This window comes from Fischerella sp. PCC 9605 (genome assembly GCF_000517105.1).
GTDB lineage: Bacteria > Cyanobacteriota > Cyanobacteriia > Cyanobacteriales > Nostocaceae > PCC9605.
In genome coordinates this window covers 487,974-514,507 of the sequence record NZ_KI912148.1, presented here as the reverse complement: position 1 = coordinate 514,507, position 26,534 = coordinate 487,974, and the positions used below count along the sequence as shown (strand labels likewise).

Here is a 26,534-nt window from a genome sequence, read left to right as displayed (position 1 = left end):
TTCAATCCATAAACATGCGAATTGGTTTGACCAGAAGTGCTGCCATAATCGCGCTCAACCATGCCAGTCCAGCGCAGATAATCATTACTAGACGGAAAGTATCGACGAAGGCTAACTTGATTGCCATTTCAACTGCATCGGAATTTTCCGGTAAAACTTCCGCTAGCACCGATGTTTGACCGAGTTGGCTTGCTTGAGAGTGGAGTAAGAGCCGCACCGCCTTAGAGAGATGAATATTTGCGGTATGAACATCTAATGCTCGTGCAAAAGTACACAGCGCCACCGAACCGACAATGGCGATCGCCAGTACTCCCGCTGTTCGGGCAACAGCATTATTAATTCCTGATGCTGTTCCCGCGTAATGCGTCGCTACTGAACCCATAACAGCACTTGTCAAAGGTGCAACGGTAACAGCCATTCCCAGACCAAATACGACGATTCCTGGAAAGAATGTCTTCCAATAATCGCAAGAACCATGCGTTAGGCCAACACAGGCCATCAACATAAATCCCAATCCGGCTAAGGAGGGACCGACAATAAGCATTGGACGCGGGCCATAGCGGTCTGCAAATCGACCAGCCCAAGGTGATAGCCCACTCAGCAACAGTGCAAAAGGCATATCAGCCATTCCAGCTATAGACTGACTGTAACCCTGTGCCTGTACTAAGTTTAGACATAAGAAGAAAGTTCCTACGTTCAACGCTCCATACAGGAACAGGGTAAGCAGGTTAGTACCGATGAAGGTGCAGGATTTGAATAGGTGCAGGGGCATCATGGGATGGCTGCTGCGTGCTTGGACGATCGCATAAGCAAAGAGCGCGATGATACCACCACTCAACGTTCCATAGATGTGAGGATCGCGAAATCCGAGGTCGTGTAGAGATATAAAACCGTAGGTCAGACACGCCAGTCCAACAGTCGCCAAAATCGCACCTGGGTAGTCTATTTCTCTGGAAGCTGCTTCGTTGCGGCTCTCAGGAACCTTAAGGTAGAGTACCACCAGCGTAGCGATCCCCAACGGTAGGTTAATTAGGAAGACTCCACGCCAAAATCCCGCATCGGCAAGCAAGCCGCCCAGCATCGGCCCGGCGATCGTTACCATCGTCGTTACTGACGACCATGTTCCGATCGCCCCACCACGTTGTTCTGCATCAAAATAAGCAGTGATAATCGCGAGGCTGCCAGGAATCATCATTGCGCCACCAATACCCTGTACAACTCGTGCGCCAATCAGAAATTCGGTTGTGGGAGCGAATCCGCAAGCCAGCGAAGCCAGTAGAAACAGGCTGATACCACTTGCAAAGACCTTTTTTCGACCTAGCTTATCGCCTAGCGAGCCACCAACCAAAATTAGCGCGGCGAGCATGAGCAAGTAGGCGTTGATAATCCACAGTAATTGTACGCCGCTGGCATGGAGATCGTTCTGCAATGCAGGGAGAGCTACGTTTAGCGCCGAGGCATCGATAAAAGCCATGCTTGATGCCAGAATGGTTGAGAACAGAATCCAGCGCCCCTCCTGGTGCAGCACAGTTATTTTTTTCTCTTCGTGTTGAACCAGGTTTGCTTCAATCATCATAAGAATCTTTTGTTGCAGTAATGACGAATTTTTTGGGATACAAATTCCAGACTGGATTTTTCCAAAAAGGAAATATTGAAGGTAGTTTTACTCATATTTCCAACAGACGTCTTTGCCCCAACAATTTCGCTGTTATTTGCGATCGCTAATGAACCTTAATTTCTTTATATCTACATGAGATTCACTAGATTTCAAAGTGTTAAAAACCGAAATGTTAGCCTCCTATTTTTAATAATTTTTATTTTGATAGTTTTAAGTTTACAAATCGTAAAGTAACAAAATCGGGATGGAAAAGTGACAAAGTAGTGACAAAATCAAAAAGCGCCCAAGCTCTTGCGATTGTCTAGTCTGAGCTATGAACGCCTAAGTTTTTCCATATGTCGATATTGAGATTGTAGCGATCGCTGTCAAGCAGATAATCGCTCTTGACAAACTTGCGATGGTTTCGAGATCAATTCTTCGACGTTGTTTGCGATCGTCTTACAAATGAAATCTAGGGGTAGATCGCTGGGATCGTGACCAAAAGGCTCTTCAATCTCAGAGCCAATTTCATCAATACCGAGCAACAGGAGGCTAATGAAACTCATGTCTAATCCAGTCCACCAACCCAAATCATGAACCAATCCCAAGGGCATTACAAGGAAGTAAATCACCAACAAGGACTTGAGAGTTATAGTATACACCAAGGGCACGGGTGTTTTCAAAATGCGTTCGCAGCCTCCGAGAATGTCTACCATATCATTGAGCATTTTTTGTAAATCACTCAACTGATAAACGTTGACACGTTCGCTTTCGTACTGCTGCTGCAAATAATCTCCAATCCAGAAGGCAATTTGTAGAGGAGAATGATTTACTTGTTGCAGAGTGTGATACTGATCCTGTGACATAAATGGTGCTAGCTCAGAATTCACAGGCTCACGTCGCAAGTGCAACTTCATTGCTACAGCAAAAGCAGCGACAAGTCGTACTGTAGCGGCCTTAGTTTCTTGCTCATGCGGTTCGCGTTCTTCAATAAAAATCCAGATGCTACGAGCTAGGTTGCGAACCACATTAACCATCGCTCCCCATAACTTACGACCCTCCCAAAATCGCTCGTGGGCTGTATTCGTTCGGAAAGCTAGGAGCAAACTCAAAACAATGTTGAGACTTAAGATAACATTGGGAAGAGATTTAATATCGCGAAGAGACGACAGATATCCAAAGTATTCAGCCACCGAAACCAAGAAGGCATATCCACCGCATAAAAGCATCCAAGGGAGAACTGCCGGAATCACAGTCCCTTTGAGGCGTAAGATGACCTGATGCCAGTGCAATTTTTCACCAGTATAGATCCGAAATTTCTCTTGAAAAGACCTTGAATTGACAATATTTCGGATACGCGAGTGCTTTTGAGAACGGGGCTTCAAAAAACGAGGTGATTTATTTTTTTGCTTAAGATTTTGCTTTTTGTCAGAACGCAAATCTTTATTAATACGTACTACCACCTCTAAACCTCCTCAAAATTTTTTTATTTTGATTCTTAATTAGTTCTGAAAGTCTATACTTGATAGTCCGCAAACAAATTCTTCTGTAGGTAAAAACGTTGCTTGGCTTGGACTGCTCATACAGAGACGCGATATATCTTGTCTCTGTATGAGATAGGGTGATTCCTATGACTATCAACAATAGGGTGTTACATCTTCACCACATTCGTCCGCAAGATAACATAAAGACTTGAAGCGAAGAGCAACCAATTGCTCGTAAAAGGGGTTAAGCTTGCACAGGGGAGGAATGTGAAATACAACTTGGTTAAATAATTTGATGTTCCGCTCAAAAGGACACTGAGCAGGGATAATTTTGCACAAGAAATGAGCCACATTAGGGTTTTGAATTTTGATGGCTTCAAGCTGCTGGCGCAGCAAACAGAGTATACTCCTCCCGACAAGGATCTGACTTAAGTTCAGCATACGTCACTGTAACCTTTTTTCAGAGATAGTTTGGGTTGCTAGGGTAATTTGTGTGTTCTGTTTAGTTAATATTTACAAGGAAAGAAAGGAGGAAAGGCTAGGGGTAAGTTTCCTTTCCTCTTTATCAAAGTGGTCGTGTACACTGCAATCAATCATGAACCGAGTACAGATATCTTTTAGATATCTTGACTATTAATTGTATAAATATAAAGGTGACAAATCAGGGTTGAAAAAGTAACAAACTAGAGACATAATTAAAAAAATATAATTAATATAAACGTATAAGAAATGAACGCTTCGAGTCTTTTATAAAAAACTCAAAACGCTCTGGGAGAGAAAATGCATAGAGAAAGATGCACAAAAAATAATGCTAAATATTTAATTGAATAGACGGAATTATATATCTATATATCTGAAAAAATATTCTATAAATATAAAGGTGACAAACTAGGTATGAAAAAGTAACAAGCCTGTGACAAAAACTAATATCATGTCCACTTGAACACTTATATTATCCGTTGAGGCCGCTAACAAGTAATAGGTAATTGGAAGAAAACCATGAAGCTGCACTCACAATGGGATATAAACTGAATTAAACGCACAGAATATAACTTATTAATCATCTCAATACAAAAAAATCGCTCTGAGTGCTTTACATTAAAACTTCAAAGCGATACCTAATGAAAAGCTGCTAAGCAGCTAGACTCAAGAGGTTTAGTGAATTAGAGAAGATACACTAAGAAACTCAAGTGTGAATTAATCATGGGCACAGTATTACATCATACCTAGACAAACACAAGATATATCTTAGATATCTTTTTATCGAAGCAAGAGGAAAGAAGGAAGAAGGGATAGATCAACCTTCATGTTCTCAACTTAGTACAATCACCCCACTAAAATTTTTGATTTTAGCAGTTTTCAACTAGTAGAAGTCACCGCTCTCCCACTAGTTATTCCTTCTTCCTTATTCAATAGTTTATAAATAGTAAGGTGACAAACTCAGGCTAAAAAAGTGATAAAGCTGTGACAAGATCTAACTTAGATCATCTCATCTTATAAAAAAGACCGCTCTGAGTTTTGAAATTAAAACTTAAAGCGATCCGCTAAAATGGCAATATGGGGTATTGGAAGATGAACCAAGGGAGCTATTGTAAAGGGTTAGGGCTTCTCTGTTTTTTCTGGAATTTGGAAAAACACTAGATATACCCTAGGTATCTGATTTAATTTTATGAGTTTATAGTGACAAACTCGGGACAAAAAAGTGACAAAACTGAGATAATACTAAACTCTATATCAAACTAGAGAAAAGCGATCGCTTGAGTTTCGATGTAAAAGACTCAGGGCGATCGCTCAAGAGGAAATTTAAATCTAAAAATCGCTCAAAATAGGTAGATAATTCTAAAAAATTGAAATACACCCTGGTAATCACCCCCTCATCGCAAGTAGCTATGGATCGAGTAACAACCCATGAATACGCTGGTACTCACGGATCATGATGGCGTTTTTTAGCTCTGTTGGTGAAAGAACAGAGTTAGGAAATTCTTCCGGTGCGTAGCGGGGATTATACCAACTTTGAGTGTCAAAGTAACGCTGTAACTTTTGCTCTTTGAACCGACGACCGTGGCGAGCATAGATTTCGTTACGCATGACCGTTAATTCCCAGGCACTACGCCCCTTCAGGTCTGTCGAAGTGAGCAGTCGGGCTTGAACTAATGGTGTTGATGTCGCAGCTAAGACATTAGATTCGGGAACTAGTGCCTCCTTGGAAGCTTTTTGGGAAACAGTTTCCGATACAGGCTCCTGAGGCTGATTATCTGGTACAAAGTTGGGCTCAGGGAGATCAACTTCTGGTGCACTGATGCTGGGTTTTGCTATGCTGTTGGTAGTCTCTGCATAGGCAAGGTTTGAATACTTCAGCGCTGAAGTCCGCTGTTTACTATTGGCTGCGGCATCTTGTTCGGATAAAACCAGCCAAGAGGAAACTCCTCCAGCAACAAATCCCCCAGCAAATATCGCTGAAGCCAACCCTACCCTAGAACCGAAACGTCCATTTGATAAATAGCTTGGCTTTGGTTTCCGTGATTTTGATTTTCTTGAAGACTTCTGGGCTTCTGAAGTATGGACATCAACTTCCTCCAGTTCTTCCAGCTTGTCTTCATCCAGAAAGATGTAGGAAATGGTATCCAGCAATTTTTGCTGGCTAACTCTTTGAATGGGAGATTGTTTGGTTGAATCTGTCGACTCTACTGTTTGGCTAACAGGTTTGGCATCAGGGTATTGTTTAGTCTCTACTATTTGGCTAACAGGTTTGGCATCAGGGTATTGTTTAGTCTCTACTATTTGACTAACAGGTTTGCGATCTAGGGTTTCTGCTGCTGTCGCAACAGGCTTGTAGAAAGGGTATTGTTGGGTAGAATACTTTGCTAACCCAATCGGTTTGTAAAAAGGGTACTGTTTGGTAACATATGTTGTCGACGCAACAGGTTTGTAAAAAGGGTACTGTTTGGTAACATATGTTGCCGACGCAACAGGTCTTTGAACTGCTAAGGTAGCTCGGTGAAAAGTTTGTGTCTGTGACTGGGGTTTTTGCAAAGGTTTTTGCACAGTTGTTTGAGTTTCTGGAGTGCTAGGAGCAATCTTCTTGCTGTCGTTATCTTCTAGAAATAGAGAGAGCAAATCGGGTATGCTGAACAGTTCCTCCTGTTGTCTATCAGCCTGATCGAGGTTCTTCTTTGTGACAGTCCTACTGCAAGTATCCATATTGTCTGTCTTTGACATTTTAGGCAGTTATCTTGTTTGCAAAAGGTGTATGTAGCAGGATTTCTACATACGAGTAGGCTTGCTGAAGCACTAGGAAATGGTTATTACAATTGGGTAGGTAACACGGCAAGTTTCTTTTCTATCATCTCAATGCACCGTAACAGTACGCAATGAGTCTGCAATCAAAATTTGATGTCATCCTAAAAATCAGCGATCGCTCTAAGTTCTTCACAATAACAGAACTCAAAGCGATCGCTCAAGAAAAATCATATAAGAAATAGTCAAGAGTCAGTAGCAAAAAGTTTCCACTGTGGACTCTGGACTATTAACTCTTGACTAATTACTTACTTGCTCAATCGTAGATCTTAACCCATTATTATTGAGCGTGTTGAGCATTTGCTCGGCATTAGAACGACTGCTAAATACTCCTGCCTGCATAACTGCCTTGCCTTGCCAGTAAGTAGGGAAAGCGCCAGGAGCAAGAAATCTGACTAACTCCTGATCCCTTTGAGTTTGTACTTCTGCCATCACTCGGAAACGCAAACCAACCTGGGAACTTCCCGCATAAGCTGTTTTGGCGGAATTTTCAGGTAGTGGTACTTTTGGCACATTGCCAGTATTACCAACTGGCAACAGTGCTGAGGAGCCTACTTGAGCAGGTTTTAGTGCTGGTAATGGCTGTCTTTGATTTGCTATTGGTACAGGTGCTACTGGAGTAGATAGAGACTGGGATCGAGGCGCAACAAACTCAACTGTATTAGGCGCAACCTGTACATAATTTACCTGTGGTGCAGATGTCTTGACTGTATTTGCTGGTTGCCAACCTGTAGCTGTTTGTTTGCCTACCAAGCTACTAGGAATAGGAAATCCCGCAGCACTTCTTGAGGTGGGTTGCTTGAGGTTAGGAGGAGTCGCAACGAATGGAGATCTGACTGGTTGCGTGGATTGCTTTGGCTTTATGGATGTTGCACCGCTCGCAATTGGTTGCAATGGTAGCAGCTGGTTGTTTGATTGCCCAGAAGTATTATTTTTGGCAGAATAGGCGGGGTTCGGAGGAGGTGGTAAGGTGGAGGCAGAAACTTTTCTCGAACCCCCACGACTCGGGGTTGCCGTGTTTACCCTTTTACGTGTCCTCATTTCTGTTAACGCCAATGGCTGCCAATTATTATTAGAGACACCAGGTGCAGAAAAGGTGATTTCTTGGCCTGTTTGCGTTTCCTGGGCAGTATTGTTAGGAACAGAAGAGGATGGCAAGTCCCGAGCTATGGCAACTGTTGTACCTTTTGTATCTAACTTACCAGCAATGCGATCGCTTGCTAGGGTGTTACCGTAGGCAGCAATGATTTGCTTGGCTGCACTGGCATTAATGTCATAACGGGCATTATTGCGGAATTTATTTCCGCCTGGTTCCGAGGCGTTACCTAAATCAGGCTGTGCTTGGGTGATCGCCACCAACCCATCTTCTTTACTACCCTCAATTACGTTATTCCGCAAAACCGGGCGAGAAGAAGCTTGTACAATAATTCCACTTCTATTGTTTTGGATCTGATTGCCTACCACCATAGGCTCGGCTTTTTGGGCAATATTAATGCCAAACCCGGTTTCTTTAAACACATTATCTCGTACTTCTCCACGAGATGTGCCAGTCAGAGTCAGTCCGTTTGCTCCGTTGCGGTGAAAGAAATTATTGCGAATTGTTGCTGTAGCGTTGCCACTCAAGGCTATTCCATCTTGGGTACAGCCAGTAAAAGTACTATCTGTAACTGTGAAACCGCTGGATTCAATCCACAAGCCATAACCACGGGGGTTAGAATTTGTTACCGTGACGCCAGTCAGTTGTGCTTCCTTCGCACTGACGATCGCAATATTTTTACTACCAAAACTGCGACTGAGGTAATCACCACCTCCGGTAACGATCACATCGCGACCTCTACTACCAGCATCTCCTTGAATAGAAACACCACTTTTGAGTATTAAAGGGAACACCTCACCCGTTTCGGCACTGTAAGTTCCTTTGCTGAGTTTGATAACAGTATTGGGACTAGCGATTCGCAAAGCTTGGGTAATAGTTTTCAAAGGAGTGCTTTCACCGCCATTACCCTGCTTGTCATTTCCGACACTTGGGTTGACAAACAACACATTAACCTGAGAGATTGTTGTCTCACCAAGGTGCATTTGAGCCGGTGTTGTGGGTGTCTGAGCAATAGCAACATCGAGGCAACTACCAAAAAATGCCAGACTCGCCATACTCATGCCAGCAGCGAGATAAAACAAACACGTAGAACCGGACATAGAAAGCATTGCTACTTCTACATACGGATGTAGTTTGCGCTCTTGGTTAATCCTTTCTACTGATGAAATCTTTGCCTGACAAGACTTACGAACAACGTGGGGGTAAATCACCTTTACTGCACTCCTTACAACCAACTAGCAATTTTTATACTCTGTGAATTGCGAAAATGTCGACAATAACACTCACATGCCAATGTAATGGCAATTTTTGATACAAAATGCTTTAATGAAGGGCCTGGGGTATAGAGGTTGGAATAAAAGTATTTTATAGTTTCTAATTTCTAATTCCTATTCCTTAATCTGAAATCTTTAGTCAAAAATTTATAGATATGCAAAAAATATTGCGTGTATGAAAGAGCCTGGCTGTTACGATGAAAAGACTAATGGGGTTGTTGTAATGGTCGAGCCATACAGCCAAAGGGAACAAATACATCAAGTTGTTTACCGCATATTAGATGCAAATCTAGACCGTGCGCGTGAAGGTTTGCGAATCATCGAAGAGTGGTGTCGCTTTGGTTTGAATAATGCCCAGTTGGCTGGGGAATGCAAGCGGATGCGACAAGAGGTAGCAAGCTGGCATACTGCTGAACTGCGGATAGCGCGGGATACAACAGGCGATCCCGGTACTGAATTAACCCATCCGCAGGAAGAACAACGCGCCAGTATCAAATCGTTGCTGCAAGCGAACTTCTGTCGAGTAGAAGAAGCCTTGCGAGTGCTGGAAGAATACGGCAAGCTTTATCACCCGAATATGGGGAAAGCTTTTAAGCAGATGCGCTATCGAGTTTATACCCTAGAGAGTAATTTAATGGGTTATCAGCGACATCAATTACTGCTGCGATCACGCTTGTATCTTGTCACCTCTCCAACTGAAAAGCTACTGGAAATAGTCGAGGCTGCACTCAAGGGTGGATTAACGCTAGTCCAATATCGCGACAAGAATGTTGATGACGCTGTGCGGCTCGAACAAGCTCAAAAATTACGGCAGTTATGCTACACTTACAACGCGATTTTCATTATTAATGACCGAGTCGATTTAGCCTTGGCGGTAGATGCTGACGGCGTACATTTGGGACAACAAGATATGCCCATTGGTATAGCCCGACAATTACTAGGCCCGCATCGATTGATTGGTCGCTCTACCACAAATGCTGACGAAATGCAACGGGCAATCAAAGAAGGCGCGGATTATATCGGTGTCGGGCCTGTTTATGAAACTCCCACAAAAGCAGGTAAGGCCGCAGCAGGTTTGGAATATGTTAGACATGTCGCTAAAAATTGTCCCATACCTTGGTTTGCGATTGGGGGTATAGACCCAAATAATATCAATGAAGTGATTGATGCGGGAGCAAGGCGTGTAGCTGTGGTGCGTGCTATCATGCAAGCCGAACAACCTACCTTAGTGACACAATATTTTCTGTCGCAGCTAAATCGCATTCAACCAGATCCTGATAAGTCCTATGTCGAATCAAATTACCCTTCAGGTCAATGGAGAACCTCGTAGCTGCCCATCTCAAACTCTTTTACCTGATTTGCTTGAACAGCTGGGGTTTAATCCCCGCTTGGTGGCAGTAGAATATAACGGCGAAATTTTACACCGCCAATATTGGCAGCAGACAAAAGTACAAGAGGGCGATCGCTTGGAAATTGTCACTATTGTTGGTGGTGGTTAAGTCAACAAACAGGAGTAACGAGACTCAGGCATATAAAGCCATCGGTGCAGGTTTCTCTTGTTGGCTATTACTCTTCCCTTGCAACCGAGTTGTTCGCGCAACTGCCGATCTTGACATAAAAGTCGAAATGCTTTGAAAGTCTCGTAGCCAGAATTGGGATTCACCAATATGCCATTTTCTCCGTGGCGGACTGCATCCGCTGCATCGCCTAAACAAGAGGCGATTACGGGTTTGCCGAAGTAACCTGCTTCTAGGTAAACAATGCCAAGATCAGACATATTGGCAGCTTTGCCATTAAGTAAAGCTAGCATAGCAAAGATGTCACAAGCTGCATAATAGCCAGCTAGCTCACTATCTTGTACATATCCGGCAAAGTGTACCCATCTGTCCAGCCGCAAGCGCCGCACCTGAGATTGAAGTTTTGACTCAAAAGGCCCTTCCCCACAGATTATATAGTGGACATCTAGCCCTAAAGTCAGCAGCAGTGGTAAATTATCAATGACTAGGTCAAAGCCTTTGTGCTTTTCCAGTCTGCCCACTGAAAGAATAACTATTGCAGTTTCCGGGATATTGTAACTGTTCCGCACTCGTATGCGTAAATCTTCAACAGCAGCGCGATCCCCAATACCAAATTTTTTCCTTCTCACCACTGGAGAAATGATGTGGGTGGGGGTATTAAATTGAAAATGAGTGGTTAGCACATCACGGGTGTAGGAACTGTTACAAACAATGCCTTCTGCTCGTTCTAGGGTGAATGCAAACAGCGATCGCCCGATGGGATTGCGTAAAGCACATAAAATATCATTACCATGTAAGTAGATAAAAAAGCGAATAGGTAAAAAATAACTTAAAAGCAATAGAGAGAAAAATTCATAACCATGACCCCACTCAATATAGCGGTAGTGATAACGAAAATAGAGTTTAATCGCTAGCAAAAAAGACCAGAAAATATTGAGAATTGGAACGAAGAAGATTTCTTTCCAACCAACACGCCAGGATTGAGGAATTTGCCAGCGATATACAGGAAACCGTTGCGATCGATCAAAGTCTTTATCTCCTGCACAACCAGCTGTGAGAACTATCACCCTCTCCGTATCTTGCAGACAGCGATTGTAGATATATTCCTCAATACCACCCTCTGTTGGGAGAAAAGTACGGCATATGACCAGGATATCTGGGGATGCGGTTTTATCCCTGATTGTCGCCACCCTTGATGAAATTTGTTCCATCAGAAACCTGCTCAATAAATTTCAAAACTTCACGAATTTAGGTATTTATCCTGTGAAATAGGCAAGGGAAGCACAAAAATTTTGCTTCCCATTTAGCAGTCACTGACTACCTGAATACTTATTTCCTGATTGGTTTTCTGTGCGATCGCTCTCAGTTACTTTGCGGTTACAAGAGATAGTTGCAGTATTTATCTGCAACTATCATATCAATTGTTTATTTTGACTCTATTTTTTAGAAATTCCTAGTGCTTAGATTTCGTATTTGCGATCGCCCCACTCCTAGCCTTAGAATTTCTACATAGTTATACAATTATGTATTAAGTATGACTTTAAGTAAATAGAATAACTGAATACCAATAAAATGTTCTGCCAAAATGCCGAATTGGAGTTATCGGTTAGTGGTTAGTGGTTGTAGAGACGTGCCATGGCACGTCTGTACATTGGTTAGTAGTTAGTGGTTAGTGGTTGTTAACTATGCCCAATGCCCAATGCCCAATGCCCAATTTCCAATTCCCCATTCCCGACTCCCCTCTATACCAACAGGTACGGTTATTGCGATCGGATCACCCTCTAAAGATAGCTGTAGATGCAGAGTCAGAAACGATAAATTGGATATGTAGTCTGTGATGAGAGCTACTGCCATTTCACTCTCACTTTGGGTTACAGACTGGCGTCACTGGCTAAACACACAAAACATCCCACCCTTTTGGACAAAATATAACCAATATCGTTTTTCAAGCAAGTGTTGTTATGCGTAAAAAACTACAACGAGCCTTCAAACCGCTTTTAAAAACCCTGTTCCTCCTGTTTCTTGTGTTCACATTGGCGTTGAGTCACGCCGATGGAGCGCTAGCAGCAAGTGGGGGTCGGATCGGCGGTGGTTCCTTCAGAGCACCCAGTCGCGGCTACTCATCACCCCGGACATATGCACCTCCCGGTGGAGGATACTATCCTGCTCCTTATCCAGTTTATCCAGGTGGTGGATTTGGGTTCCCCTTTGTCGTGCCCATTTTTGGTATCGGCGGTGGATTATTTAGCCTGTTGATATTTATTGCGATCGCCAGCTTTTTACTACAATCCTTCCGTCGTGCTGCAAGTGGCGGCTATGAAGATGAAGTAGGCTACGGCAGCAACCCTACTGTTTCCATCACACGTTTGCAAGTGGGTTTGTTAGCTCAGGCTCGCGATTTGCAACCCGAACTCAACCACATCGCTGAAACAGCTGATACCAATTCCCCAGAAGGTAGAACCGAAGTATTGCAAGAAGCCAGCCTCGCCTTGCTCCGCCATCCAGAATATTGGGTTTATGCAGGTGGTGGTACTCAACAAGCGCGTTTAAGTGCTGCGGAATCTGTATTTAACCGTCTGGCATTGGCAGAACGTAGCAAGCTCACTGAAGAAACTCTATCTAACGTCAACAACCAGCTTAAGGCAGCCACTCCCAAACGTGCTTTACCTTCCACTGGTGAACTCGACAACCCAACCCGTCTGATTACCGAAGGCCCCGGAGAATACATTATCGTGACTTTGCTGGCGGCGACACTGGGTAAATTTGAAATTCCACAGATTAACAGTGCCGATGACTTGCGTCAAGCATTGCGTCAAATCGGCAGCATCCCTGGCGAACAACTGCTAGCAATTGAAGTGCTGTGGACTCCGCAAGCAGAGGGCGATGTCCTCACGGCTGATGATGTATTAGTACAATATCCAGACTTGAAACTGGTTTAATTGTTTGTGTCTGGATAAGTGAAAAACTTAGCTGACAATCAGCTAATTGACAATCCCACGGCTTTAAGCCGTGGGATTTTTGATTTCACCAGTTAACTTTAGCTTATACCAAGTTGCGTTCAGACATAGCAATAGCAATTCGTGCCCTCTCCCCTTCCCCTGTTCCAAATTGGGAGAGGGGTGCCGACAGGCGGGGTGAGGGAAGTACTATCTTTGACTGCAACTTAGTACAGCTTTGCATAAAATCGTAGCTTTTTTAAACGCAGAGGCTCGCAGAGTCAGCGCAGAGGTGAGGCAGCGCGTTGCGGAGGTTCCCGAGGCAGTGCGTTGCGGGGGTTCCCCCCGTTGTAGCACCTGCCGTTCCGTTGTAGCGACTGCCGTCGCGCAGAGTCTTTCTACATTTAATTCGTTACGAATTTGTGCAACATTGTACTTAGTATTACAGAGCGAGGTCGTCCGCGTAAACGAGTCGTGTTGCCGATCGCTGCTCGAACAGCAGGTATTCTTCCATCACGCTCCAGAAAAATGCCCGAAGTGTCTTCCGCCGCGCATCTGATGGAATTGTATAGTTAAAAGAGCGATCGCATGGCTTGAGCTTTGCCAAGTGATTCTCACAGCCGCATCCATGTTCGATGAAGTAGCCGCGACGGCTCGACACACTGTCAATGAACCGCCGTAGCATTGACACATACCCTCCATGTAGGATCGCATCAAACTTTCGCGCCACTGCAATGTCCTTTTCACTAAATCGGAAAGAGCGAACCTCAAACAGGTCTGCTCGCTCAAGTGGATGCAAAAATGTCCAGTAGAAGGTAGAAGGTACGTCGTAGCCAAGATCGGCGAATAGATCGCTGACGATATCAACAAGCGCTAGTCGTTCTGTCTGCTGTGGAGAGTCCTCTTTGTGAAGTTGACTCCGAATTTGGTGCAAGTCTGGGTAGTTTTCTGGGAGGAAAGCGTCGCCATAGTGGCTGACAGCTTCCCATGCGAGTTGCCCGTTCCCTTCGCAGTATGCCGCCTTCAAGTTTTCGGTGTCCGGACGCTCTAAAAAGAGGATATGTCCACACCGATTCTTTGCGAGGAAAACCTGCGCCATCGCTGTATAGATGCGGGGTTCACTCATCCACGCACCCTCCGAGATACGCTGCCAACTCTGGGGCATTAAATTGAGCGAAACCGCTGGCTCGCCATTGATGGTGGTCAGTGTCTCGCTCCAAGCGGATCTGGTTGATGTTGATAACATTGAGAAAAACCGCTCCTTGGAGTATGCGCTCCTAATAGTTTTGTCCCGATTCTTGGTCAGTGTTATAGCACCCGTCAAAAGACAAGCTGTCAAACTTCGTATATGTTATGGCGGTTTTTACGCACTTGTCTGCAAACGGGGAGGAGAAAATAAATTCCCCCTCTCTGTTTGCGGAGAGAGGGGGTGAGGTTTCGACTGTGTTGCAGCAAAGCGAGAAACGCTATATTGATTGGAGTTTAGTTGGCGATCAACTGGTAGTACAGCACCACAAAATCAAAGGCGCTCGTATACTACCGTCTTCTCGCACCAAAACCAGTGCTACGGCGAGGCGCAGAACGACCGCTACCAAAACTACCACCAGGACTGCGTCTAATGGTGCTGGATCTTCCAGAAGGTCTGAGAGTGCTGCTGCCATAACCAGAACCAGTTGCACGGCTGCCAGCAGTACTACGTGGAGTAGTACGTACAGTGGAGCTACCGGGAGATGTTCTTCTAATGTTTCCTGTTGTGCGGAAAGCAGTACGATTTCTCACAGCCGCTGGTGGCTGATTATAACGACGCTGATAGCTGGTAACTGCATCGTCATAGCTTCTGCCATAGCCACCGTAGCCAGTCAAGACCACTCCTGGCTGATATACAGGCGGTACATAGTAATGAGGTCTAAACAATGCGTTACCTATTGCCTGACCCGCTAAAGATCCCGCTAAGCTGCCAGCAAAAGGAGACCAAAAACTATTCTCTCGGCGTACTACTACCGTTTCCTGCTGTCCGGTTTGGGGGTTGGTCTGAGTCTCGGTGACGTTGTGGGTATACTCTATTTTGAAGTCTTCTGTTAAGTAGAGAACTGGCTGTCCGTTCTCCACCTTCAAGTAGCTTTTTTTACCCTCTTTGATTTCGTCATCGGTCAGCCGCGCCATTTGTAAATTTTCGGTTCTAAAAGTTGGGGGCTTAGCATTGAGTAAAAACAGGGTGTACGTCCCATCAGCATCGTCATAGCTAGCTTGCTGCACTGGATACTGACCATCACTCAGCTTGGTGGTGATGTTTGTTGTTTGGCTGGCGTTTTTAGCTTGTGGCGTAGCTTGGTTTGCCCCGCCACCGCAACCAACCGTGGTTATGCACAAACTCAGCGTTAAAACAAGTACTGTAAATTTACGCAAAATTTTCATCAGCATTTGATTATTGTCCCATCTGTGAGCTTAACAACTTCTCGATCTAACTGGTAATTGGTAATTGCTAATTGGTAATTGGAGAAAACCGATTATCTATTACCTCTAATTCCCGATCGAGACCTGAGTTCCCTTTGCCCTACAAGTTATAAGGGAATTAACTCCGGGTAGTATTGCAGAAGCTGATCGTTAGTAAGTTCATCACCCAACTGAGCTGGTGAGAAATGCACCTGAATTGCCCGCAGTTTATGGTTATAATGTAAATTAATTAAAGCTTTCAAGCCTTCCTTGAGGGCATTAATATTAGCAAGGTCAGTTTCTAATTCCGGCACTTCTCCTTCATAAGCAACTGTAATCATCACAACGACATTGCGGGTTACAGGTATAGAAAAGGATTCCTGATAATCAGATTCAGAACTGAAATCTGGTTCACTCTTGTAACGTTGGGCAGAGTCGGTAAACAACTCATTCACATAGTCTCCCGCCTCACCTTCATCCCAAAAAACGTCGCCTTCATTAGACGCAGAAAGCCAGTATTCATCGTATTGCAGTAGAGTTTCGCAGATTTCTACTAACCCTTCTCCTAAAACTTCGAGGTCGCCTTCGGAATCTATTGCATCTCGTGCGCCACGATTTAATACTCCCAAGATTGGTGCGACTTCAGACCCAGCTAAATGTAGCATTATGCGACAAACTACATAGCGAGTTTTGCCCATCATTTTATTAAAGCTATCGCGCATTTTTCCTCCTGATATTGGTGGTTAGTGGTTAGTGGTTAGTGGTTAGTGGTTAGTGGTTAGTGGTTAGTAGTTAGTAGTTAGTATTTGTTTTTTATCTCCACTAAATACTCTCCCATCTCACTTTCTTTCACATTATCCCTAATTCTTACAACCTATTAACCACTAACCACTATCTACTAACTATTAACCATTAACTTATGTAATGAAATCCTTTGAAAAAATCAATTACTAAACTCAAAGAAGGCACGATCGCTTTGGCTGGATCTAGGGAGTGTTCATTATAGTCAGAAGCATGGTTATTAGATGTATCAATCAATCTACCAAAGCGAGGGTGGTCGTGAACTATCAAACTTTGAGCGCTAGAATTAGTTAAAATTGTCTGGGTTGGTGCTTGAAAAAATTTTAATTTAGATGTTATTTTTAATATATTTTTGACTTGCCTCATCACAGTGGCTTTGTCTCTAGCTTTTTCTATCAATGTAGTTAATTCCTGGAAGAGGTAAGGAGAAGTATTTTCGCTGTTAATCGTTGCCAGTACTCTCAGAATATTATTCTGAGTGTTTGCGGCATCTTGAAACGGAAGAATAGCCACGTAAGCTGTGGGTAATAAATTTATGTCACTATCGACGCGGAAGGTAAAAACTGTGCGCCGAAGCCCAATTTCTACACTAGGGGGTTGTTTTAATTCATGGTATTGTTGGGCAATTTGGTAATAAGCACCAGCAATGGCAAAATTAGCTTCGTGATCTAAAGGTCTATCGACGATAATCCGGATTGTTGGTGCAGTTTCGTTAAAAAACTCGCGTGATTCTTCAGTGTTGAAATGTTGGATGATAGAGCGATCGCCACTTGGACTGAGATCAACCCATTCACAAATCATCCCTTCAGTTTTTAAACCAAATCTGGAGGTAGAATAAAGCTTTGCCCCTGTTAAAGTCGCTCCTGATAAATCTGCACCTACCCACTCAGCCTTAATTAATCTTGCCTGAGTTAAATTGGCGTGAACCAAACTTGCATTGGTTAAATTGGCGTTGCTTAAGTCTGCCCCAATTAAATTAGCACCACTTAATTTTGCTCCACTTAAATCTGCCCAACTCAGATTTGCCCCACTTAAATCTGCCCAACGCAAATTTGCACCGCTTAAATTAGCCCCACTCAAGTTAGCCTGACTAAGATTAGCTTGTCTCATTTCCGCATCTCGGAAATTAGCACCGCTAAGATCGGCCCCACTCATGTCGGTGTTGTTGAGATTCGCCCCCTCTAAACTAGCTTCTGTTAAGAAACCATCCCGCAAATTAGCCTCGCTCAAATTAGCGTATCGGAGTACGGCGTGTCGCAGTGCAGCTTCTCTGAGATCCGCACAACTGAGGTTTGCTGACAACAAGTCAGCGCGGCTGAGATCGGCGCGAATTAACTCAGCACGAATCAGCGAGGCTGACTGAAGTTGAGCGCGACTTAAATCAGCCCTAATTAAATTTGCCACGTTGAGACTGGCGTGGTTGAGGTTAGCTTGACTGAGATAAGCACCACTCAATCTTGCTACATTTATTTGGGCATGGCTAAGATTAGCACCACTGAGATTGGCTCCACTGAGGTTTACCACACTCAAATTGGCATGACTAAAATTCGCTTCATTGAGTTTTACCCCACTCAAGTTAGCTTCAGGCAGATCAACACCGCTAAAGTCTCTTCGTATTTTGCCAGCAATTCCTCTACATTCATTAGGGCTAGTTATGTGTCTAAATTGGTAATAAATTTCACTCAAAATCACAATGAAAATTGGTATTTTAGGACTCGGACTAATTGGCGGCTCTTTAGGGTTAGATTTGCGATCGCAGGGACATTATGTTTTCGGTGTCAGTCGCCAAGAATCAACCTGTACCAAGGCAATTGCCCTAGGTAGCGTAGATGAAGCATCAGTTGAGATGAACCTGCTGGCTGCTGCAGAGGTTGTATTCATTTGTACACCTCTTGGACTTATTATTCCCACAGTCGAGCAATTAATTGCTCATCTACCTTCTCATGTTATTGTGACTGATGTTGGTTCGGTGAAAACTCCGATAGTCAAGGCAATTTCTCCCCTCTGGGAAAATTTTATCGGTGGACATCCAATGGCGGGTACAGCCGAAAGTGGTATTGAAGCGGCACAGCGGGATCTATTTGTCAGTAGACCTTATGTGTTGACAGCAACAGCTACTACACCAGCAACCGCAATAACTGTGATGGAGAAAATTGTCACCCAGCTTGGGTCTACAATTTACCATTGTTCTCCACAAGAGCATGACCGAGCAGTTAGCTGGATTTCCCATTTACCTGTTATGGTGAGTGCTGCTTTGATTAGTGCGTGTATGAGTGAAAGCGATCGCCATGTTTTGCAATTAGCTCAACAGTTAGCTAGTTCCGGCTTCAGAGATACCAGTCGCGTGGGTGGCGGCAATCCAGAGTTAGGAACGATGATGGCAAGATATAATCAACAAGAATTATTGCGATCGCTCCAACAATATCGCCACAATCTCGATGAGTTAATTAATATGATTGAGCAGGAAAATTGGACAGCGCTACAAGAAAAGTTACAGTTCACTCAATCCAGCCGTCCTAAATTTGTTGATGGTTAAACTTATTCAGGAAGACGATACTTATTGGCAAGTAGCGCGTAGACGCAACAGCGGCTTGTCGTTAGACATCGCCATCGCTGTAGATCGGGGAGTAACTGCGCCCTTGGTGGTGAAAAATTTTTGAACCACCAAGACACGAAGACACAAAGATAAAAAGGGTTTTCATGCGTTCTAATATGTCATTCTGTAGACGCTTGGTGCGGCTACTCTACGAGAAGGGCTGCGCCCTGGGAGTGCAGGGTGCGACAGCGTAGAATCTCCAAGATGCTACTCTGCGAGAAGCCGCCCTGCGGGCGTCTACGCTGTCGCTCAGCATGACAAATTACTTCTTTGACTGCAATTTGGTATTACAACACCCTTCTGGAATCTTGGGCAATGCCACTGAATTATTTCCATAATAAAAGTGTAATTTGATCTGCGCTTATGCCCATGAACGAACAGCGCCAGCAAGCCTATCTCAACCTGATCCAAAGCTTGTTGAATTGCCCCGAGGGAGAAGAATCAGAGATTTTGGCAGCGAACCAAGACTTAATTGATGCTGGGTTTTTGCGAGTGCTGAAAGGGGAATAAATATGCAGCAAATAGCAAATTGGTTGAGAAATATTGCAAACTTAGTTAGGCAAGCGCTTAATTTGACAAACACAACCCCCGAATCTGCTTCTTACCTTTCACAAGCAGAGAAGGAGGAGATATTAAAAGCCGATCAATTCTTAATAGAAGTACTGCAAGCAACAGCCGAAAGCCGGGGTGATGCACAAGTAGTTTACCCTTTGCTGGCAGCAAACACAGATAAACTCAATCTTATTTTTGCTGAATCACTGCGCCGTTGGGCAACAACTACACTAGCGGAAGTACAGCCAGATGAGGCGGAATACCTAGCGTCTGTTCTTGTCTTTTTTAGCAACAGAATTAGCGAGTTTCCCTTGGGTGACAAAGCTAGCAACATGGAAATTGCCATCGCTGGCTATGAAATAGCGCTGACTGTCTACACCCGCCAGGCTTTGCCCCAACAATGGGCAATGACGCAAAATAATCTAGGGAATGCTTACTCTGACAGAATACAAGGAGACAGAGCCGAGAATATCGAAAGTGCGATCGCTGCATTTACTGCTGCTTTGGAAGTCAGAACCCGCCAGGCTTTGCCCCAACAATGGGCAATGACGCAAAATAATCTCGGCAATGCTTACCGTAACAGAATACTCGGAGACAGAGCAGAGAATATCGAAAGTGCGATCGCTGCATATACTGCTGCTTTGCAAGTATTAACCCTCCAGGCTTTGCCCCAACAATGGGCAATGACGCAAAATAATCTGGGGAATGCTTACCGTAACAGAATACTCGGAGACAGAGCCGAGAATATCGAAAGTGCGATCGCTGCATATACTGCTGCTTTGGAAGTTTATACCCGCCAGGCTTTGCCCCAAGATTGGGCAACGACGCAAAATAATCTGGGGAATGCTTACTCTGACAGAATACTCGGAGACAGAGCCGAGAATATCGAAAGTGCGATCGCTGCATTTACTGCTGCTTTGGAAGTTTATACCCGCCAGGCTTTGCCCCAACAATGGGCAATGACGCAAAATAATCTCGGCACTGCTTACTCTGACAGAATACTCGGAGACAGAGCCGAGAATATCGAAAGTGCGATCGCTGCATATACTGCTGCTTTGGAAGTCAGAACCCGCCAGGCTTTGCCCCAACAATGGGCAATGACGCAAAATAATCTGGGGAATGCTTACCGTAACAGAATACTCGGAGACAGAGCCGAGAATATCGAAAGTGCGATCGCTGCATATACTGCTGCTTTGGAAGTTTATACCCGCCAGGCTTTGCCCCAACAATGGGCAATGACGCAAAATAATCTCGGCACTGCTTACTCTGACAGAATACTCGGAGACAGAGCCGAGAATATCGAAAGTGCGATCGCTGCATATACTGCTGCTTTGGAAGTCAGAACCCGCCAGGCTTTGCCCCAAAACCACGCTGATACTTTATTTAATCTAGGTCTTCTTTATCAAGAAGAAAAACGGTACACGTTAGCTTACAACACTTTTGAATCTGCCATTGAAACAGTTGAATCTTTGCGAGGGGAAATAGTTTCTGGGGAGGAAAGCAAACGCAAACAAGCAGAAGAATGGAATAAACTTTATCGCCGCATGGTGGAAGTTTGCCTGGAATTGCAAGAAGAAAGCCAAGCTATTGAATATATTGAACGTAGCAAAACCCGGAATTTGGTAGAGTTGCTATTTACCCATGACTGCTACCCGAAAGGCGAGATACCCTTAGAAGTCAAAAATCAACTGCAACAACTACGGCAAGAAATTGAAGCAGAAAAGCGCCGTTTAGAACAAGCAGAACAAACTCAAAGCTTTGATATTAATCGCAGCAAGTTGAATCAGTTGCGTCAACAGCGCGAACAACTAATGTCAAGAATTATCGGCTTCAACCCCATCCGCTATAGCGAGATTCAAAACCTACTCGATGAAGAAACAGCAATTATTGAATGGTACATTTTCAATGATTGTTTTCGCGCTTTCATCATCACCCACGACAAAGACAAGCCAGAAATTTGGCATTCCAACGCAGAAGATTTAGAAAACTTAGCAAACTGGACTTATGATTATCTCGAACAGTATTTTGAAGACAAAGCACGCTGGCGAAATCAACTACACAATCAACTTACGGAACTAGCCAAGATTCTACATATAGATGAAATTGTCTCCCTTATTCCAAGCAGTTGCAAAAAAATAATTTTAGTTCCGCATCGTTACCTGCACCTATTACCCATCCACGCTTTACAGCTAGCTTCGGGGGAATATCTAATTGATAAATTCCCTAATGGTGTGAGTTATGCACCCAGTTGTCAACTTTTGCGCTTTGCTAATACCCCTCCCCGGCTTCGCCACCCTTCCCCGCAAGCGGCGAGGGATTCTAATATATTCTGCAACTTCTTCGCTATTCAAAACCCCACCGACGATTTAGAATTTACCGACATCGAAGTAGAGACAATTGCTGGTACATTTCACCCACATCATATTCTCAAAAAAAGTGCCGCCACTGAAGCAGCTTTGGCAAAACAACCAAACGCCGATAATTTCCGTGATGCACATTGGTTGCATTTTTCTTGTCACGGTTACTTCAACTTTAACTTTCCCTTGCAATCTGGTTTACAGCTAGCAGATACACTGATTTCTCCCATCCCTACTGATGCAGAAGCAACCCGTCTGCTGAAAATATCTGATGATACCGCCATTGATTTAGAAAAATGCCTCACTTTAGAAGACATATTTAATTTAAGTTTTCCTAATTGTCGTCTTGTGACTCTTTCCGCTTGCGAAAGTGGCTTAGTTGACATTAGAAATACCAGTGATGAATATATAGGTTTGCTAAGTGGATTTATCAAGGCAGGTACAGCCAACGTTGTGAGTAGTTTATGGGCAGTAGATGACTTTTCTACAGCTATATTAATGATTAAATTTTATGAAAATCTGCAAACTCTAACTTGTAATGTAACTCTTGCTCTCAACGAAGCCCAGAAATGGTTTCGCGAAGTCAACCAACGGGATTTGCTCTTATGGATTGATGGTAAAACAGAGATGAATACACAGCAAAAACACAAAATTAAAGAGAGATTAGAACAAAACTACAAGCCAGAACATAAACCATTTCAACAGGCGTGTTTTTGGGCAGCATTTTGTGCAATAGGAGAGTAACCTCACCCCCTACCCCCTCTCCGTAAACGGAGAGGGGGAGGATTTTGTTAATGAGTTCGTAGTTAGTGCTTTAGCGCTAAAGCGCTAACTACAAGCAAAAAAATTTGAAAACAAAAATTTCCAAGGGGTATAAAATATGGAACCGGAAAAATTAATTCAAGCTTTTACAAAAGTAGTGCAAGAGCAAGATTATGTATTTGATGATGCAGCCATTCAAGATATACCATCACTGCAAAAAAATCTCACTGAATTAAAACATCTGACAACAGAGTCACTCGCAGAAGCGATTCGGTTATGGTATATCAATCATGAATCTGTGAGAGATGCGGTATTAGTTACAGAACGTGAAATTTCTAAAGTTCAAAAGTCAAATCCCGCCTCTCAAGAAAATACTCTCGAAAATCGCTATCGAGTTTTGCAAGAGGAAGTGCAAAAATTACAAGATAAAAAGCAGGGAGAGAATGTCAAAAAATAGCAAACAAATTTGTAGTGGCGTGACAAGTCTAAATATAGTGCATAAGATTATAGTTATTGTGGTGTGGGCATCTTGCCCGCACGCACAGGACGGACGAGACGCCCATCCCACAAGAAAATTAGATTGCATCAAATTAGACTTGCCACCCTACTACACAAAATCTAAGATACTGCCATGAAATAAAATATGAAAATATATGCGCCGAATATTCACTTATTCGCTTTTCAGCTTTATAAAGGCTCAAATATTGAGGTAAATAACAAGGATGATGGCTGCAAACTTTGGCAAGGTGCAGAGGAAATTGTCCGTACAATTCTGCACAAAGACTTAGATTTGAGTCAGCATATAGATATTCATAAAGAACCCGATCACCCGCGTGTTGATTTGCTCAAAGAATCGGAAGTAATAAACGGCGATTATTCGCTAGGTTTTGATGGCAAGATTTTTTTAGATACTCAGCAAGGCTTAATTGTTAAGGGTTTTGCTTATCCTTTGCGAATTTATGATAGCTACGGTTTGTGGCTAAATCTACGTCGCCCAGAAGAAGAAACAGCTGATACACCAACTGAAGATGTAGATGTTAGTTTTTTGAGTAAGTTAAATCCAAATAATATCTTCACCTTACCAAAAAATCAACTCTTTCTGGGACAAACTTTGTTAATTACCGCTTGGCTAACAAGCCCTAAAGATAAAAAACATCTCTATGAAATAGCCCAAGGATGTTTGCAAGCTGTTTTTCCCAATCCTAGCCAACGTCCACCCTTCAATCGTCAAGGCGAGTTATTTGGTAGTCCAATTTTTGAATATGGATTGTTTAGACAGCCAGGCAACTATCAGCACGTTCTGATCTGGTTATTTGCCGATGAACAGACTGATGAAAAGTTGAATCTCACCTATCAAGAGTTATTAGATTTATTTTTCTTTAGGACTAAAGTTGTCAAAGCTTTTCAAGATAGTAGAGCAATTTATCAACAACTAGCTTCGGCTTATCAAAAGATTGATAATCTCCAAATAAACAATGTTAGTAGTTCTTTAACTGAAGAGGATTTAAATAAATTAACTGAAAAATTAAAAGAGCTTCCCCAAATATCAGTCGAATATACTCGCTGGTTGCGAAATTTAGAAGAGTATCAAAAGACAATTACCATCAATGCTGAGAATTATAATGACAGATTGCAACAAATTCATGGTAAAATCCCCCAAGAAGATTTAAATTTTCTCGAAACTTTCTATCAAAAAAGTTCTCCGTTCTTCCAAAAACAAATCAATGCCGATTTGGGTTATTTTAACCACGGTTCGGCATTGTTAGAACAAGCCATATCCTCAATTCGCGGCATAGTTGAAATCGAACAAGCCAAACGCGATCGCTCTTTGGAACAAACCATCCAAATCATCGGTGTAGGTTTGGGTGGAGGTGCAATCGTATCAGGCGTTGTCACACAACACATCGATAAACCCTTCGCACCTATATCTTTGAATAACCCACTCCATCCCATAGTTACATCATTATTTTGGAGTGTTTTGGCTACCTTGTTTTTTGGGTGGTTGGCTTGGCTGTGGACGAAACGGAAGTAGGCGATTATTTCCCCTAACCTCGATAACCTATTGCCCTAGAAAAATCTGTGCTGCCAAGTTTCGCACCCTCAAAATTAGCATCGGTTAAGTCAGCACCGCGAAAAGATGTGGCGAAGAAGCCTGTAATATCTCTAGCAAGTTGAATCAGGGAAATTATTGTCATGGCGATCGCTCCTACCAACAAGCAACTCCATACCAATCCCCAAACTAGGTTGTAGGTGCTTAAGTATGCGAATGTTGTTGTTGCCACTAAAAATGTAAATCCATATACCGCTACTAACCCTGCGCTGCCAATTGCAACTGCTACCAATCCCCTGGGAAAATAAAAGCCGAGAAATGCCATTCCTAATAAGGATATAGCCAAAGCTTTAACTCGAATTTCCGGATTAGTTCCCATTGTGGTGATACCGCGATAAAACAAAGCTAGTAATGCTCCTGAAACTGCTCCCGAAACTGCTGTAGCGATGCGTTGGATGATAAATTTAGTGCCAGTCAAACCTCTAACAGCTGAAGCTACTGCTGCGATTCCCAAGCAAGAGAAAAAAGCAACGTTATAAACCCAAGCTGGTTCTTCCGGAGTTAAACCGAGAATGCCAAACAACATTTCGCTAATTGCATGGACTGCTGCGATCGCCACGAATATTGCGATCGCCACTACAATGATCAGGTGCATGAGAGTTTGACCAGCCTTAACTCCCTGAAAATTAGCTCCCCGCAGCAAGGCGTTGCTAAAATCACAACCGCGTATATCCGAATTGCTAAAATCAGCACCAATGAGATTACGTCCCCGAAAAGAACGATTTTGCAAATTCTGGTTAGCAAAGTTGAGAGTGCCTGGATTCATCATATGCAACGATATTTACTAGCTACTGGTACGGCTTTACTACTATTGCCACTAGCACTTTACGGTACACTACACTTCCTACGCCCACCCCAGACTAATAAAGAGCAAATATTGTTTCGTGGCATTACCTATCAACGTTATGCCCGTTCTACACCACGTCCAATCATGATCCATGTTGTCAGTGTAGACTTGACAGCACCAGGAGTAAAAGCGCTGGTGACTCCTCCAATGGCATCAAAACGTGATAGAACTAGTGCCCGCACCACCTCAGAATTTCTGCGTGAATTCAAGCTGCAATTGGCGGTTAATGCTAGTTATTTTAATGCCTTCGATGAAAAAACTCCTTGGAATTATTATCCTCACAGTGGCGATCGCTCCTATCCCATCGGCGAGGCAATTTCTAATGGCGATCGTTATGCAAAAACCAAGCAGGGATGGCGAGTATTGTGCTTTTCCCAAAACCGCGCCCAAATCTTAGAAAGTGGTAAGTGTCCTGAAGGTACAACCCAAGGTGTTGCAGGTAGTGAGATTTTCGTTGAACATGGCAAACCAAAAGCCCAGATTTTCCGAAACCCCAGAGATAAACCATATCCGCGTATGGCTGTAGGTATTGATAAAGAAGGTAAAAAACTTTGGCTCATTGCTGTCGATGGTAAGCAACCCATCTATAGCGAAGGAGTCAAGATGCCTGAATTAGCCAAGATAGTTATGGATTTAGGTGTTGATACAGCACTTAACTTAGATGGTGGCGGTTCCACTACAGTAGTGATGGCAACAAATGATGGAGCAAAAGTGTTAAACGCTCCCATACATACTAAAATTCCTATGCGTGAGCGTCCAGTTGCTAATCACCTGGGTTTTTACGCAGAACCGTTTTAAAAAGTAAAAAGATAAAAGTAAAAAGTAAAAAGAAAATTCCCATAAATAAATTAAGGGGATTTGAAATGGACGCATTT

The 26,534-nt window shown here is 43.4% G+C and carries 22 protein-coding genes and 1 pseudogene; 10 read left to right on the top strand and 13 right to left on the bottom strand.

Features of this window, described 5'->3' with window-relative positions:
• Nucleotide 1: 1 nt before the first annotated feature.
• From FIS9605_RS0104665 to FIS9605_RS0104645, 6 genes are all read right to left on the bottom strand, one after another.
• Entirely contained in the window at nt 2-1,576 is a 1,575-nt protein-coding gene (locus FIS9605_RS0104665; protein ID WP_231510236.1) for an MFS transporter, read from the bottom strand.
• Nucleotides 1,577-1,983: 407 nt separating this feature from the next.
• Nucleotides 1,984-3,060, bottom strand: a complete 1,077-nt coding sequence (locus FIS9605_RS36245) for a bestrophin family protein (protein WP_082209725.1) — start codon at nt 3,058-3,060, stop codon at nt 1,984-1,986.
• A 174-nt stretch (nt 3,061-3,234) separates the two neighbouring features.
• Complete coding sequence (locus FIS9605_RS0104655) at nt 3,235-3,522, bottom strand: Mo-dependent nitrogenase C-terminal domain-containing protein (protein ID WP_026731540.1); 288 nt, start codon at nt 3,520-3,522, stop codon at nt 3,235-3,237.
• Nucleotides 3,523-4,810: 1,288 nt separating this feature from the next.
• Entirely contained in the window at nt 4,811-4,939 is a 129-nt protein-coding gene (locus FIS9605_RS46010) for a hypothetical protein (protein ID WP_269321011.1), read from the bottom strand.
• 29 nt (nt 4,940-4,968) lie between these two features.
• Nucleotides 4,969-6,300 (bottom strand): YARHG domain-containing protein, encoded by a 1,332-nt coding sequence (locus FIS9605_RS0104650; RefSeq protein WP_231510235.1) that lies wholly within the window; start codon nt 6,298-6,300, stop codon nt 4,969-4,971.
• A gap of 318 nt (nt 6,301-6,618) precedes the next feature.
• Nucleotides 6,619-8,583, bottom strand: a complete 1,965-nt coding sequence (locus tag FIS9605_RS0104645; protein WP_026731538.1) for a DUF1565 domain-containing protein — start codon at nt 8,581-8,583, stop codon at nt 6,619-6,621.
• 340 nt (nt 8,584-8,923) lie between these two features.
• Here FIS9605_RS0104645 and FIS9605_RS0104640 point away from each other — a divergent pair, with 340 nt between their 5' ends.
• Entirely contained in the window at nt 8,924-10,078 is a 1,155-nt protein-coding gene (locus FIS9605_RS0104640; protein WP_026731537.1) for a thiamine phosphate synthase, read from the top strand.
• On the top strand, nt 10,035-10,247 hold the full coding sequence (gene thiS / locus FIS9605_RS0104635; RefSeq protein WP_026731536.1) for a sulfur carrier protein ThiS: 213 nt from the start codon (nt 10,035-10,037) through the stop codon (nt 10,245-10,247). The genes FIS9605_RS0104640 and thiS overlap by 44 nt, the downstream gene beginning before the upstream one ends.
• Here the strand turns inward: thiS and FIS9605_RS0104630 are convergent.
• Together FIS9605_RS0104630 and FIS9605_RS42405 are read right to left on the bottom strand one after the other, a co-directional pair.
• Complete coding sequence (locus tag FIS9605_RS0104630; RefSeq protein ID WP_026731535.1) at nt 10,244-11,476, bottom strand: glycosyltransferase family 4 protein; 1,233 nt, start codon at nt 11,474-11,476, stop codon at nt 10,244-10,246. The genes thiS and FIS9605_RS0104630 overlap by 4 nt on opposite strands.
• Nucleotides 11,477-11,948: 472 nt before the next feature.
• A complete protein-coding gene (locus FIS9605_RS42405; RefSeq protein ID WP_155960361.1) occupies nt 11,949-12,119 on the bottom strand; it encodes a hypothetical protein in 171 nt (56 codons plus the stop codon).
• 107 nt (nt 12,120-12,226) lie between these two features.
• Here FIS9605_RS42405 and FIS9605_RS0104620 point away from each other — a divergent pair, with 107 nt between their 5' ends.
• Nucleotides 12,227-13,204 (top strand): DUF1517 domain-containing protein, encoded by a 978-nt coding sequence (locus FIS9605_RS0104620; RefSeq protein ID WP_026731534.1) that lies wholly within the window; start codon nt 12,227-12,229, stop codon nt 13,202-13,204.
• 439 nt (nt 13,205-13,643) lie between these two features.
• Here FIS9605_RS0104620 and FIS9605_RS36240 read toward each other — a convergent pair whose 3' ends face one another.
• The 4 genes and pseudogenes from FIS9605_RS36240 to FIS9605_RS36235 form a co-directional block, all read right to left on the bottom strand.
• A complete protein-coding gene (locus FIS9605_RS36240; RefSeq protein ID WP_155960360.1) occupies nt 13,644-14,228 on the bottom strand; it encodes a hypothetical protein in 585 nt (194 codons plus the stop codon).
• 509 nt (nt 14,229-14,737) lie between these two features.
• Complete coding sequence (locus FIS9605_RS0104610) at nt 14,738-15,622, bottom strand: hypothetical protein (protein ID WP_026731533.1); 885 nt, start codon at nt 15,620-15,622, stop codon at nt 14,738-14,740.
• 140 nt (nt 15,623-15,762) lie between these two features.
• A complete protein-coding gene (locus FIS9605_RS0104605) occupies nt 15,763-16,356 on the bottom strand; it encodes a DUF1517 domain-containing protein (RefSeq protein WP_026731532.1) in 594 nt (197 codons plus the stop codon).
• Between the two features lie 190 nt (nt 16,357-16,546).
• A pseudogene (locus FIS9605_RS36235) lies at nt 16,547-18,078 on the bottom strand (pentapeptide repeat-containing protein).
• 50 nt (nt 18,079-18,128) lie between these two features.
• Between FIS9605_RS36235 and FIS9605_RS0104595 the strand changes: the two are divergent.
• The 6 genes from FIS9605_RS0104595 (at nt 18,129) to FIS9605_RS0104570 (ending at nt 24,734) form a co-directional block, all read left to right on the top strand.
• Nucleotides 18,129-18,971: a prephenate/arogenate dehydrogenase gene (locus FIS9605_RS0104595; protein WP_026731531.1), complete on the top strand. Its 843-nt coding sequence runs from the start codon at nt 18,129-18,131 to the stop codon at nt 18,969-18,971.
• A complete protein-coding gene (locus tag FIS9605_RS46005; RefSeq protein ID WP_269321010.1) occupies nt 18,964-19,095 on the top strand; it encodes a hypothetical protein in 132 nt (43 codons plus the stop codon). Before FIS9605_RS0104595 ends, FIS9605_RS46005 begins: the two co-directional genes overlap by 8 nt.
• 305 nt (nt 19,096-19,400) lie before the next feature.
• A complete protein-coding gene (locus FIS9605_RS42400) occupies nt 19,401-19,541 on the top strand; it encodes a hypothetical protein (RefSeq protein WP_155960359.1) in 141 nt (46 codons plus the stop codon).
• Between the two features lie 2 nt (nt 19,542-19,543).
• On the top strand, nt 19,544-22,684 hold the full coding sequence (locus FIS9605_RS0104580; RefSeq protein WP_035139394.1) for a CHAT domain-containing protein: 3,141 nt from the start codon (nt 19,544-19,546) through the stop codon (nt 22,682-22,684).
• 136 nt (nt 22,685-22,820) lie between these two features.
• The gene (locus tag FIS9605_RS0104575) at nt 22,821-23,159 is read left to right on the top strand and encodes a hypothetical protein (RefSeq protein WP_026731529.1); all 339 of its coding nucleotides are present in this window, start codon (nt 22,821-22,823) and stop codon (nt 23,157-23,159) included.
• A 186-nt stretch (nt 23,160-23,345) separates the two neighbouring features.
• Nucleotides 23,346-24,734: a hypothetical protein gene (locus FIS9605_RS0104570; RefSeq protein WP_026731528.1), complete on the top strand. Its 1,389-nt coding sequence runs from the start codon at nt 23,346-23,348 to the stop codon at nt 24,732-24,734.
• Nucleotides 24,735-24,747: 13 nt separating this feature from the next.
• On the opposite strand, the gene FIS9605_RS0104565 is transcribed toward FIS9605_RS0104570, so the two are convergent.
• The gene (locus FIS9605_RS0104565; protein WP_026731527.1) at nt 24,748-25,581 is read right to left on the bottom strand and encodes a pentapeptide repeat-containing protein; all 834 of its coding nucleotides are present in this window, start codon (nt 25,579-25,581) and stop codon (nt 24,748-24,750) included.
• Between FIS9605_RS0104565 and FIS9605_RS0104560 the strand changes: the two genes are divergently transcribed.
• Nucleotides 25,582-26,457 carry a phosphodiester glycosidase family protein gene (locus tag FIS9605_RS0104560; RefSeq protein WP_026731526.1) on the top strand — a complete coding sequence of 292 codons (876 nt, stop codon included), beginning with the start codon at nt 25,582-25,584 and terminating at the stop codon, nt 26,455-26,457.
• The last annotated feature ends 77 nt before the right edge of the window (nt 26,458-26,534 follow it).